This is a genomic window from Adlercreutzia caecimuris B7 (genome assembly GCF_000403355.2).
Taxonomy (GTDB): domain Bacteria; phylum Actinomycetota; class Coriobacteriia; order Coriobacteriales; family Eggerthellaceae; genus Adlercreutzia; species Adlercreutzia caecimuris.
The window spans coordinates 1,606,460-1,618,207 of sequence record NZ_KE159646.1 but is presented as its reverse complement, the minus strand read 5'-3'; the positions used below and the strand labels follow the sequence as shown (position 1 = coordinate 1,618,207).

Sequence of the window (11,748 nt, the reverse complement as noted above, 5' to 3'; positions counted from 1 at the left end):
CGAGGTACCGCTCCTCCTCGACCGACCAGTCCCGCCTCTTGGCCCCCTTACGCATGGCCCGGCCTCAGATGGTGCGCGAGGTAGTACGCCCCGTGGCACGCGGCCGCTCGCAGGTGGTCGTTGGTGCAGTGCTCGCACCCGGGGTAGGGGTTCGCGCCGCGCTCCATGAGGGTGCGAAGGTCGGCCGTGTTGCCCCGGGACTTCGGGTTGAGCACCTGCCTGCTGGTCTGTATGGCGATCTCCTCGCCGCGCAGGGCCGCGTGGAGGTAGCCGCACAGGTACGGGGTCTGGAAGACGTAGCCGCCGCCCTTGCCCGGGTAGCCCAGGAAGCCCTCTATGACGATGACCTCGTGGGGCTTGTCGGCCACCCACGCGCTCAGCTGCCGCGCGATGTTGTCGGCGCGATCGCGCAGGGCGTACTGGTCGGCCTTCACCGTGCTCTTGTAGCGCAGGGTCTTGGCGCAGATGATGCGGCGCTCGTTCATGTACACGATGCCGGTGTTGGAGGTGCCGGGGTCCACGGCCACGATGTTCATGCCGACCGCCCCCTCTTGGCAGCGGCCTCCCACGTGGGGGCGCGGAAGAACGTGTTGCGCGCAACCTGGTCGTGCCACAGGGCCTCGAAGTCGATGGAGCCGTCATCGAGCGCCTTGGTGGTCTTCGGGAAGATCACGGCGGCCAGGGACGGGCGGAACATCAGCAGGTAGCGGCTGAGCACGCTCCACAGGTTGTTGTCCATGCGGAACTCGCGGCACAGCGTGATGTCCAGCCCCTGCTGCGAGGCCAGCACGTACAGGTCGCCGCGGCGGATGCGGGGCCAGCCCGACCAGGCCGCCTCCTCGCAGAGGTTCACGAGGCGCAGCCACTTGCGGGGGTAGTCCCCGGCGATCCAGGCCAGGGCGTGCTCCACGCGCCGCTCGGGCGTCATGGGCACCCCGTCGTAGAGGGCGGTCTCGATTCCGTCAGCGTTGCGCATGGCCAGCCCCCGATGCCCCCAGGCCCACGTTGTAGGCCGTGTCCCACAAGGCGATGGAGTAGCCCCACACGGCCAGCAGCAGCGCCAGGCACGCCAAAAACGGCGCGGCCGCGCGGGCCAGGGCCTTGATGCGAAGCCCCGCGATGCGGTACACTTCCGGCGTCGCGTAAGGGCGACGATGCACCTTCCGGCGCGGGATGCGATTGGACCCGCCCCGCGCCGGCATCTCGATCTTCCTCATACGCACTCCCTCCTCATCAGGTACTCCGGCAGGGCCCCGATGCGAACGAGGCGCTTCCTGCCGCACGGTATCTGCGGCAGCGGGTCGCGCTGGTCGTGCGCCCACTCCCGCATCTTGTCCCGCGACACCCCGGCGATCTCCGCGGCCCTGTCGATGGGCGCGTAGAGCGGGAACTCGGCGGGCACGGGCCACTCGGTGATCATGCCGCCTCGTCCTCCTCGTACTCGAAGCCGGCGGGCGGCAGCTCGAAGGCGATCGGCTCACCGTCGACCCAGAACTCCTCGTCGAAGGTCTCATCCTGGCCGTCCAGGACCTCGCCGCTGCTCGCATCCACCGGGATGACCAGCTGGTCGCTGGTCATTTCGAGCGTGGTGAAGGTGCCCGTCATAATGGCCAGCTGGGGAAGGGCGCCCTTGTGCTCGGGGTCCAGCTCGAACTGCATGACGGTCTTGCCGCTCTTGATGTTGCAGCCCTGGAAACAGGCGCGCACTTTCACGCGGTTCTCCATCAGAGCACCTCCTCGGCGGCGATGACGGTGCCACCGAAGTCGGGGGCGGCGTAGTAGCCGTTGTCGGTCACGGCGTCCAGCACGCAGCTGGGGGCCTTCGAGACGGTCAGGCCGCAGCCCGCGCCGCCCGGCTTGCGCTCGATGGCGACCACGGCCCGGGCGCCCTCGGACAGGGCGTCGGCGATGAGGCCGACCACCTCTCGGATGTTGAGTTCGTTCATGTGTTCCTCCTCTACAGGTTGTTGATCTCTTCGAGCAGCTTGGAGCCGATGCTTGAGGCGTCGCGCCTCGCCTCGGCGTCCAGGATGGCGGCGTACGCCTTGCCGAGTTCGGCAACGGCGTACGCGCCGCCGGGGTCCTCCGCCGCCTTCCATGTGGGTGCTCCTTCCTTGGTCGGTTAGCTTGCTTTCTCGTACTTGCTCTCGTCGCGGCCGAAGAGAGAGCCGATGGGCATCTTGAACGCATCGGCCAATGCCCAGGCGTTGTCGAGGGTGATGCCGCTCTTAGCGTTCTCGTACGAGCCGATGGTGGTTGCCGGGATGCCGGTTTCTTCCGCAAGGTCATCGCGGCTCCACTTGCGTCGTGCACGCTCCGCGCGGATGCACTCTCCGACTTGCTCCTTGGTGCATGCCATGTTTTCCTCCTTCCTGTGTTCTCGCAGTGATCTGGGGGATGCAATGCCTTGGCGGGATTGCATCTGCCAACTCAGTGCGGGTGTGGAATGAGGGGCTTGGGAACCGAATAAGGAGGGCGGCAGGAAGGGGGTTCGCTGTGATCCGGGACAGCGGCCTTTACTAGTTTCTTGAACAGCGATTGCCGCCCTCCTTATTCGGTTCCCAAGCTGCCCCGCGTTGTTAACGTCGCCGCGGGTGGCCTGACGGGGCGCCTAGCGCGCGAGGATGGCGCTGGCCAGGTCCTGGTGCACCTTCTCCTCGGACACGCCGAACAGCTCGGCGATGAGGCTCTGCTGGGCACACGCCTCGGCGGCGGCCGGCTGCACGAACGTCTCGCGGTGCCTCTCCCTGAGTTCCGGCGATACCGCGCGGTTCTTCTCATGCGCTTCCAGGAACCGCTCCTCAGCATAGGAGGCGATCTCGATAGCCTGGCGGTACAGCTTCTCGTTCCTCATCGCTTACGCCTCCTCGCAGAACTCGGCCTCTAGGGCGGCCACGATCTCGTTGGCGACGTCGGCGTAGTGGGGGACCGTCTCGCCGTAGCACGGCCCGCGGTCGTAGGCGTAAACCTCGCGCCCCTCGGCGTCGCGGATGACCAGCTTGGAGACGTTGCCGCCGTCCTCGAATCGTGGAGTGGGGATGCCGAACATGCTAGGCTCGGCGAACACCTTGGCCTCGAAGGTGTACCCGTCGTGGCTGCCGCTCACCCAGTTGCTGCGGCGGGCGTCAAATGCGTTGCGGTCGATCTTCATTGCGCTGTTCCTTCCTTCGTTTTTAGTTCGGAGCGAACTAACTAATTAGCTATCTTACTCAGAACGAGCAAAGTGTCAACAAGATTTTGTAAAAAAGATTGCTAATTTTGTTCAGTGCGGGTAATATCTCGCTGCGAGAGGAGGTCCCGCATGAAAACGCAGCTTCAACGAATTAGAAAAGACCGGGGCTTCAAGAGCGCCAAGGCTTTCGCCGAACATATCGGCATGAGTAAGGACACCTATACAAACTATGAGCAAGGGGCCAGACCCATTACTTTGGAACTTGCTTGGGAGTTTGCTGATGTTCTGGGGTGTACCCTAGACGAACTTGCCGGCCGAGATTTTAAGGCTGACAGTTATGCCGACCCACGGCAGGCCGTCATGAACGATGACTACGCCCGCCTCTCAGATGCCGGGAAGGACGCGGCCGCCGGGGCAGTGAGGGGCATCCGCGCATCCGAGGGCGCGCGAGCTCAGGCAGCGGGGCCTGAGGATAGTGCGCCGTCGCTGAGGAGCGCGTAGGGAGATGGAGTAGGGAGGTGATGCCGTGATCTCGTTCGAGCAAACGATCCTGCCGGGGTTCGTCATCACGGTGATGACGCTCGGCGTGGCGGCGGTGGAGCTGCTGCTGAAGTTCCGCAGCCGCCGGACGTGGCGGGACGCGGTGCTCCAAGAGATCGAGATCTACCGGCAGATGGAGCAGTCGAGGTCGCTCCAGAACGAGCGCGATGCGATGAGGGCCCTGAGGAAGTCGATCGTCGGCACGGTCGAGGTCAAGGCGGCATCTCGCGGCAGACCGGTTCCGCTTGTCGTTAGGCTGCTCGGGAGCGTTTCGATGATGCTGGCATCAGTTGCCATAGGACTGTGCGTTGTTGCCGCATCTGGCATGCTCGGTTTCTTGTCGGGTGAGATCGTCGAGGCTGTGCTCTTGTTCATATCCGCATCGTGCGGCGTGGAGATCGCAGTGAATATCGCAAGCGCCGTCCGTGCGCGTACGGGAGGATGATCCGGGCGCATCCTCCATGTAGATCCTGAACGCCGCGGCGGCGAGTGCGGCGCAGATCGGCACGAGGATGCAGAGAATTTTCGGGACTATCATAGCGGCCTCCTATCATCTGCAGACATGGTAGGGGAGGAGTCGCCTACAACGAAAAATGTTGTCAAGCGGGTTTGACAACAGAAAATGTATACAGGCGAGCCCCGCTGAATCTTGGCGGATGGCGCGGGGCTCAAAGCAATACCGACCGATCAACGGAAGGCTAGGTGATTGTACCATGTCCGTGAGGAGGCTGGACAGCGGCCTGTGGGTCGCCGACGTGACCATGGGCCGGCGCCTCGACGGCTCGCGCGACAGGCGCACCAGGCAGTGCCGCACGAAGGCCGAGGCGGAGCGCGCCGAGCGGGCGTGGCTCGTGGAGAAGGAGCGGGCCCGCGGCAAGTCCTACGGCCGCATAGCCCTGGCGGAGTTCGTGGCGGACTTCTTCTGGCCGCAGAAGACGCGCCTGAAGGGATCCACGGTGAAGGGCTACAAGCGCGACCTCGACCTCCGCATACTGCCGGCGCTCGGCGGCATGGCCATGGAGGACATAGGGCGGCTGCAGATACAGCGCATGCTCATGTCGTGCCCCACGAGGAAGACCGCCACCAACGCCCGCGAGACGCTGTCCTCGGTCATGTCCCTGGCCGTGGAGATGGGCGTGGTCCCCGTCAACCCCGCCGGCTTCCGGTACGAGTACCCCGCCGCCTCCCGGCCGGACCCCGAGGCCCTTGGGGTGTGGCTCACCAGCTTCGAGAAGATAGGCCGCGTGGTGGACTGGGTGCACCGGGGATGGGAGGGCGCGCCGGAGGAGCGCATGGTGGTGCTCGGGCTGCTCTTCGGGCTGCGCAAGGGAGAGGTGCTGGGCCTGGATGCGTGCGACGTGGACATCGCCGGCCGCAAGATCGGGATACGGCAGGCCTACACCGAGGGCGAGCACGGCCCGGAGCTGGGGCCGCCGAAGACCCCCAAGGCCGTCCGGGACGTGCCCATGATGCGCAGGGCCCGCGAGATCATGGAGGGCTGGGACCTGCCCGACGGCCCCGTAGTGCGCGGGCTCGACGGGGGCAGGATGAACCCGTCCACCGCCAGGGGCAGGCTCCAGAAGGTGTTCCGCGACGGCGCGAGGTTCGACGACGGCACCCCCGTGCCGCGCATGACTCAGTTCTCCATGCGCCACAGCTTCGGCACGAGCTGCATCACCGCCGGCATCGAGGTGTCCAAGCTGTCCCGCTGGATGGGGCACGTGGACGTGACCACGACGCTCAACCGCTACGTGAAGCACCGGATAGCCGACCTCTACGAGGACGCCGACATCATCGACGCGGCGCTCGGATAGGCCGTGGAGGGCTTGTGAATTTGGCAGACATGGCAGACCGAAGCGGAGTTTCCCCAGGTAGAAAGCTCATCGGCGGTGGGTTCAAATCCCTCCGCGACCACCAGAAGTATTCGCAGGTCATCGCTTATTTTAGAGGCGGTGACCTGTTTTCGTTTTCAGGGTTCGTCCGCACCGAATCTGCAAATCAACCGCGAATGGCGCAGGGTTCACGCTGTGGGTTCCTCCTGACGAGCCGCATCCATAGATGTGCCAATCACGCGCCAACGGCGCCGTCGGCTGCAGCGGCTTGTTGTTGCAGCCGCTGCCTGCTCGTGCGCCAAATGATCGTCTGGGGGCATGGCGCGCGGCATACCCTCCCCCAGTGCTTGAGGCTTTCTGCGGTTCGGGGGAGGCTCGCGGACGGCTCCCGAGCGGTTTGTAGACGGTGGCCGGACGGTTCGGGGGCGGTTCCCGGACGGCTCCAAACGGGTCATTCTCGAGATCGTTTGACGGTTATGCGCGGGCATAATGCCCAGTGTTTCCTGAGAACACGAGATGGGATGGCTCATGAAGAAGACAACGCTGGCCGGCCTGACCTGCGGGCTGTGCTGCTCATTATGCGTCGGGCTGTACATGGCCGAGGTGCGCGGGGAGGTCGATGAGGCGCGGGCGGAGGCCCTTGCGCGTTACGGAGGAGAGCAGGTCGAGGTGTGCGTGGCCACGCGCGATCTGGCGCCTGGCGAAGTGGTGGACGGCTCGGCGGTCGCCACCAAGATGTGGGTGGCCGATTTGCTTCCCGACGGCGCGGTGACAGAGCCGTCGGGCATTGTGGGGCAGCGCTTGGGCTCGCCGGTCATCAAGGGCGAAGTGCTCAGCGTCCGGCGCACCGAGGCGCAGGAGGCTGATATCAGCGTGCCGCAGGGCCTTGCCGCCATCAGTGTTCCTGCGCGAGCGGTGCAAGCGGTGGGCGGCTCGGTGGAGGCCGGCATGCACGTGGATGTGTACGCTACAGGCCCTGTTTCTACGACGAGGCTGGTTGAGGGGGCGCTCGTTCTCGCCTCGAGCGCGTCAGCGGAGACGGGGTCGGCCGCCGCGTCCAATGCATGGATCACCCTTGCCGTGGCCCCCGAGCGCGTGCAGGAGATCGTGTCCGCCGCACAGAATCTGGAGCTGTATTTCGCCCTGCCCGCTACGGCGGGATCTGAGTCCGGAGGCGCGGAGGCGGCTTTAGATGGCGCAGTCGAGGTGCCTGCCGACGGCGGCGCGGTGCCGAGCGATACACCGGCGTCGGAGCAGGAGGCGGCGGCGATTGAGGCGCCGCCTGCGGAGGAAAGTGCGCCGAGCGAGGCGCCGTCAGCTGAGGGGGCGGTTCTGTGAGCGCGATGGTGAGAAAGCTGCTCTGCGCCGATGCGGAGCAACAGGTGGCGTTGACGAGTCGAGGCCTTGACCCGACCCTCCTCGAAGCTCCATGGCTCACGGTGTGCTCCCGTGCCCGCGCTGCACGTGAGGCGATTGCCGCATCCCCGGCGATAGAAGAGGCCATTGTGCTGTCCAGCGAAGAGGTCGAGGGGATCAACCTCGCCGCCGCGCTGAAGGTCGACGCTCCCGCCTGCCGCGTGTATTTGGCAGCCTGCGAGGAAACGGGGTCGGTGCGCTCCCGTCTGGCTGCGGCGCACTTGGACGGCGTCCTCTCCCTGGACGAAGTTGTGCGGCGTCTGAGCGCGGAGGTCGTTCCCGATACCGCCGCCATCGCTGCGGACGACGCTTCGGGGAGGAGTCGGGAGGAAGAAAGAGCTGGGGGGTTTCTGCTAACCGTGGTCAGCGGAAGCGGGGGTGTCGGGAAGAGCACGGTGGCGACCGTGTTGGCCCACGGAGCGGCCCGACGCGGCTTGCGCTGCGCTTTGATCGATGCCGATCTCCAATTCGGCGATCTAGGTGAAATCGGTGCGGCCGATGCGCATGTTTCTCTTGACGCTCTGGCGGAAGATTCGGCGCTGCTTCCTGAGGTGTCGGCTGGAGAGGTTGCGCTCATCGAGGCGCCGGGCCGCCCCGAGTTAGCCGAGGTGCTTGCCGGGCCGCTCGATAGGGCAGTGCAGGAGGCGCTCGGCCGCTTCGATTTCGTAGTCGTCGATACGGGAGGAAGCTGGAACGAGCAGCAGGTGCGCCTGCTGGAGCGCAGCGCCGCTGTCGTGTTTCTCATCGACCAGCGAGCATCTTCGGTGCGTGCTTGCCGACGGGCCCTCGACCTGTGCCTTCGCTGCGGCGTTGCCACAAGCTCGTTCGTGCTGGTGCTCAACCGATGCGGCCGCCATGCTCCCTTCACCTCTATCGACGTGTCGAGCGCTCTTCAGGGAGCTCCGGTGATAGAGCTGGCCGATGGCGGTCGAGAGGTTGAGGAACTTTTGGGCGCGGCCTCGGCGCCGGCGCTCTTTGCCTCGGGCAACGACCTGTGCGCGAGCGTGGATCGTTTGCTGGGCGAATTGCTGCCGAGGGGCACGGCGCTTTGCCAAGGCGTGGCTCAGGAGGGGGTAATCGCGCGCTGGGGGCTGAAGGGGGCCCGCGTGCGTGAGAAAAAGCACATGCGCAGAGCCTCGCGCCGCCGGAGCCGGGCGCAGCGTGATGAGATACGAGTGCCGCTAGGCGAGGGGAGGTGAGCGTCATGTCGCTGCTCGAGCGTGTGCAGGCGATAGAAGACGAGCGAAGGGGAGAGGACGATGGACGCGTCCGCATCGGCATCGAGACGTTGCGCTCTGCGGTGGGGGAGATCGTGCCCTTGGACCGCGTGGCGGCCATGGCGGACGAGAGTCCCGAGCGGGCACGCAACGAGGTTCGCGCCGCCTGCCGCCGCGCGGCGATGCACGATCCCTGGCGTGCCCTCGACCCTCTTGTCTTTCGCGGGCTTGTGAACGGGCTTATCGATACGATCTTCGGCTTCGGGCCGCTCGATGCGCTCATTCACGACGAGGCTGTAACGGAGATTATGGTGAACGGTACGCACAGCGTATACGTGGAACGGAACGGGCGCCTTGAGCTCGCTTCGGTGAAATTTGAGAGCGATGACCAGGTTAGGGCTCTTATCGACCGTATCCTCGGTCCGTTGGGCCGCCGTATCGACGAGTCGTCGCCGCTGGTGAGCGCACGGCTGCCCCAAGGGCATCGCGTGCATGCCGTGGTGCCTCCCCTTGCCATTGACGGCCCGTGCCTGACCATCCGGTCGTTCACGCGCAAGGCCTTGAGCCTCGTTCAGCTGAGGAACCTCGGCTCGTTCGACGAGACAGTGGAGCAGTTCCTCGTCTGGGCAGTCAGTGCTCGCAAGTCCATGGCAGTAGCGGGAGGCACCGGCAGCGGCAAGACCACGCTGCTCAACGCCCTCTCGTTCCATATCTCCTTCGGGGAGCGGATCATCACGATCGAGGACGCCGCCGAGCTCAAATTCGACGAACATCCTCATGTGGTGCGCTTGGAAGCCCGGGCGGCCAATGCCGAGGGGACGGGCGAGGTGACCATACGCGAGCTGGTGGCTAATGCCCTGCGCATGCGCCCCGACCGCATCATCGTCGGCGAGTGTCGCTCCGAGGAGGCCATCGATATGCTGCAGGCCATGAATACGGGTCACGACGGGTCGTTGACGACGTTGCATGCGAACTCGCCGCGCGAAGCGGTCGATCGCTTGGTGACCATGGTGCGCTACGGGGTGGAATTGCCGGTGGACGCCATCGAGGCGCAAATCGGGAACGCCTTCGATTTGGTGATCCAGACGTCGCGCCGCCCCGACGGCACGCGATGTGTGGCAGAGATCGCCTCCATGGCGTTCGACGTCGATCGGCGACGGTGCGCCCTCACGACGCTGTACCGGCGCGAGATGGGGCAGCAGACAGGGCGCTGGTTCGACTACCCGGCCTGGATCGACGATCTTCCGGCAGCGGCCGTTGCCGACAAGAAGGAGGTGAAGCAATGGATACGCTCGTTGGATATACGCTTGTCGGCGTGATGTCAGCGGCTGGAGCGGGCTTTTCCGTCGGACGAGCCTGGATTGATCGTTCTCGTCGGAGGGAGCGTGCACAGAGGGCTTTAGGCGGGGAGAAGCATCGGGGGCGGGCCGGACGTATGGCGGAGCGGCTCCGACACGGGGTAGCCCCCTTGGTTCCCCTGGCCGAAGCGCTTTTACGCCGCCCTTTTGTTCGGCGCGTGGTGGACTGTGAGTGCCTGGCGCTGCGCGCGCGGGGTATCGACGTTGCCCGCGTGCCCCTCCTGTCGACGACGATCGCGGCGACGCTCGTCCTGGTCGGTATCGGATGGCTGGCGACGGGATCGCCTGTGTTCGGCATCGCTGTCGCCGGATGCGCCCTGGTGACTTTCTCCGGCTGGGCCAAAAGCGATGCGGAGCGACGGGCGTGCGCGCTGCGCGACGAGATTCCCGACGCCCTGCGTTCGGTTGGCGTCTGCTTTCGGGCAGGTCTGTCCCTCATGCAGACGCTTCGCCAGACGGGCTCTGAAATGAAGGGGCCGCTGGGCGACCTGTTTCTCGCATCGGCCCGCCTGCTGGAGACAGGGGCGACCGCTGGTGAGGCGCTGGCGGTATTTCGCTGCCGATCGGACGCTTCGGAGCTCGCATTCATTGCCGTGGCGCTCGATGTGCAGCATGCGAGCGGCGGTAGCCTGGCCTCGGTGCTCGATGCCGCTCGCGAGTCGGTAGAGGGGGAGATCGAGCTCGAGCGATCGCTGCGGGTCCAGACGGCTCAGGCGAAGTTGTCCGCTCGCATCGTCACCATCATGCCCTTTGTGCTCGTTGGCATTTTCTCGCTTATGAGTCCGGGGTTTCTTGCGCCGTTCTTCGAGAGCCTGCCGGGAATGCTGCTGTTGGCGGCGGCCCTGGCGATGCAGGCCGTCGGCGTGCTGGCCGTGCACCGCCTCCTCGATGTGAGCGGGGGGTGAGCGCTGTGGGGGAAGGAATACTGGGATCGATTCTCGCGGCAGGAGCCGCGGCGAGCGCCTTCGGCGTCGGGTGGATGCTCTGGCGTCTTGCGGAAACCTGGAGGCGCCGGGTGCGCTATCGGGCGGCTGTGGCCGAGAGCGTGGGCGGATCGGGGGAGCAGAGGATGTCGACCGAGACTGCGGGACGTCCGACGGTTGACGAGCAGATCATTGCCTACGGGATCGAGGTGTCACAGCGCCTGCTGAGTCCGTTGGCCCGCACGATAGCGCCTTTGGCCCTTCGGCGTCGAGGGGGCGTCGAGGCCCGTGCAGCACCCGCCGGGGTTGCCGGCCGGCTCACCGATGCGGGGTTTTGGGAGGCGCGCTTTCGGTTGGCGTTGATGGGGGCTGCGGGAGGTGCCGTCGTCGGATGCCTGGTCACGGTGGAGCTCGGCATGCTCCTGGCGATAGCCGGCGCCGTGCTGGGGTGGCAGGCGCTTCCGCGGGCGCTCTCGGTGCGCAGCCGCCGCAGAGCCGAGGCTATGGAGCGCGACTTGTCGGAGATGCTCGACGTCGTGGCATTGGGGATGCGCAGCGGCCTGTCGTTCGACAGGAGCCTCGAGATGTACACCGGCCACTTCGAGACGATGCTCGCCGAGACGCTTCGGGCGGCTCATCGGCAGTGGGCATGCGGCCTTATCGCACGCGACGAGGCGTTGAGGGAGGTGGCGGCTTCCTACGCCTCCCCTCTCCTCGCGCGGGTGATGGAGAACATCGTTCGCTCGCTGCGGTTCGGTTCAACGCTGGCGGACAACTTGGAGGATGCCGCCCGTGAGGCGCGTGCCGGATACAAGGCCCGTAAGCAGGAGCAGGTGGCGAAGGCGCCCGTGAAGATGATGGTGCCTACCGGCGTGCTCATCTTGCCGGCGATGCTGATGTTGGTGCTCGGTCCCGTTCTGCTCGAGTTGGCAGGAGGGTTTTGATGGAGAACAGACATGGAAAGGAAACGCATTATGAAAGCAATCGAGAAGACGATCGCCGCGGCGCGCCGCGGTTGGGAGATGGCGGGCCGCGCGACGATTGGAGCTTTTGTCTCTGCCCGCGCGAAGCTCGCCGAGGCCAAGGGGCAGGGAACGACCGAGTACGCCATTTTGGTCGGCGTGCTGGTGGTCATCGCCATTATCGCCATCACCTTGTTCCGCCCCAAATTGCAAGAGCTCTGGGATGCCATTGCGAGCGGCATCAACGGGCTGTAGGGGACTGCGGACAGAGTACGGTCGAGTATGCCATCGTGGCAGCCGCCTTCGTCTGCGTGATTCTGGCGGGAGG

General features: G+C 65.7%; 18 protein-coding genes. 9 read left to right on the top strand and 9 right to left on the bottom strand.

The window, feature by feature from the left end; translation table 11 throughout:
* Positions 1-47: 47 nt before the first annotated feature.
* From C811_RS10450 to C811_RS10410, 9 genes are all read right to left on the bottom strand, one after another.
* Entirely contained in the window at positions 48-536 is a 489-nt protein-coding gene (locus C811_RS10450) for a hypothetical protein (RefSeq protein ID WP_016309553.1), read from the bottom strand.
* A complete protein-coding gene (locus C811_RS10445; RefSeq protein ID WP_016309552.1) occupies positions 533-976 on the bottom strand; it encodes a hypothetical protein in 444 nt (147 codons plus the stop codon). The genes C811_RS10450 and C811_RS10445 overlap by 4 nt, the downstream gene beginning before the upstream one ends.
* Positions 963-1,217, bottom strand: coding sequence for a hypothetical protein (locus tag C811_RS10440; RefSeq protein WP_016309551.1), 255 nt, complete (start codon positions 1,215-1,217; stop codon positions 963-965). Before C811_RS10440 ends, C811_RS10445 begins: the two co-directional genes overlap by 14 nt.
* Positions 1,214-1,420: a hypothetical protein gene (locus C811_RS10435; RefSeq protein WP_016309550.1), complete on the bottom strand. Its 207-nt coding sequence runs from the start codon at positions 1,418-1,420 to the stop codon at positions 1,214-1,216. Before C811_RS10435 ends, C811_RS10440 begins: the two co-directional genes overlap by 4 nt.
* A complete protein-coding gene (locus C811_RS10430; protein ID WP_016309549.1) occupies positions 1,417-1,725 on the bottom strand; it encodes a hypothetical protein in 309 nt (102 codons plus the stop codon). Before C811_RS10430 ends, C811_RS10435 begins: the two co-directional genes overlap by 4 nt.
* Complete coding sequence (locus C811_RS10425) at positions 1,725-1,946, bottom strand: hypothetical protein (protein ID WP_016309548.1); 222 nt, start codon at positions 1,944-1,946, stop codon at positions 1,725-1,727. Before C811_RS10425 ends, C811_RS10430 begins: the two co-directional genes overlap by 1 nt.
* A 176-nt stretch (positions 1,947-2,122) precedes the next feature.
* Complete coding sequence (locus C811_RS10420) at positions 2,123-2,359, bottom strand: helix-turn-helix domain-containing protein (protein WP_016309547.1); 237 nt, start codon at positions 2,357-2,359, stop codon at positions 2,123-2,125.
* Positions 2,360-2,611: 252 nt separating this feature from the next.
* Positions 2,612-2,854, bottom strand: coding sequence for a hypothetical protein (locus tag C811_RS10415; protein ID WP_016309546.1), 243 nt, complete (start codon positions 2,852-2,854; stop codon positions 2,612-2,614).
* A 3-nt stretch (positions 2,855-2,857) separates the two neighbouring features.
* Entirely contained in the window at positions 2,858-3,151 is a 294-nt protein-coding gene (locus C811_RS10410) for a DUF7678 domain-containing protein (protein ID WP_016309545.1), read from the bottom strand.
* A 150-nt stretch (positions 3,152-3,301) separates the two neighbouring features.
* Here C811_RS10410 and C811_RS10405 point away from each other — a divergent pair, with 150 nt between their 5' ends.
* The 9 genes from C811_RS10405 to C811_RS17060 all read left to right on the top strand — a co-directional run bounded on the left by C811_RS10405 (position 3,302) and on the right by C811_RS17060 (position 11,675).
* A complete protein-coding gene (locus C811_RS10405) occupies positions 3,302-3,673 on the top strand; it encodes a helix-turn-helix domain-containing protein (RefSeq protein WP_016309544.1) in 372 nt (123 codons plus the stop codon).
* Positions 3,674-3,698: 25 nt separating this feature from the next.
* The gene (locus tag C811_RS10400; protein WP_016309543.1) at positions 3,699-4,157 is read left to right on the top strand and encodes a hypothetical protein; all 459 of its coding nucleotides are present in this window, start codon (positions 3,699-3,701) and stop codon (positions 4,155-4,157) included.
* 268 nt (positions 4,158-4,425) lie between these two features.
* On the top strand, positions 4,426-5,526 hold the full coding sequence (locus C811_RS10395; RefSeq protein ID WP_016309542.1) for a tyrosine-type recombinase/integrase: 1,101 nt from the start codon (positions 4,426-4,428) through the stop codon (positions 5,524-5,526).
* Positions 5,527-6,072: 546 nt separating this feature from the next.
* Positions 6,073-6,882, top strand: coding sequence for a Flp pilus assembly protein CpaB (gene cpaB, locus C811_RS10390; RefSeq protein WP_016309541.1), 810 nt, complete (start codon positions 6,073-6,075; stop codon positions 6,880-6,882).
* Between the two features lie 5 nt (positions 6,883-6,887).
* Entirely contained in the window at positions 6,888-8,159 is a 1,272-nt protein-coding gene (locus C811_RS0103405; protein WP_244874338.1) for a CpaE/TadZ family protein, read from the top strand.
* Between the two features lie 5 nt (positions 8,160-8,164).
* Complete coding sequence (locus C811_RS10385) at positions 8,165-9,496, top strand: TadA family conjugal transfer-associated ATPase (protein WP_016309539.1); 1,332 nt, start codon at positions 8,165-8,167, stop codon at positions 9,494-9,496.
* A 149-nt stretch (positions 9,497-9,645) separates the two neighbouring features.
* Complete coding sequence (locus tag C811_RS10380; RefSeq protein WP_244874320.1) at positions 9,646-10,440, top strand: type II secretion system F family protein; 795 nt, start codon at positions 9,646-9,648, stop codon at positions 10,438-10,440.
* 5 nt (positions 10,441-10,445) lie between these two features.
* A complete protein-coding gene (locus C811_RS10375) occupies positions 10,446-11,402 on the top strand; it encodes a type II secretion system F family protein (protein ID WP_156997074.1) in 957 nt (318 codons plus the stop codon).
* Between the two features lie 30 nt (positions 11,403-11,432).
* Positions 11,433-11,675 carry a class III signal peptide-containing protein gene (locus C811_RS17060; RefSeq protein WP_016309536.1) on the top strand — a complete coding sequence of 81 codons (243 nt, stop codon included), beginning with the start codon at positions 11,433-11,435 and terminating at the stop codon, positions 11,673-11,675.
* The last annotated feature ends 73 nt before the right edge of the window (positions 11,676-11,748 follow it).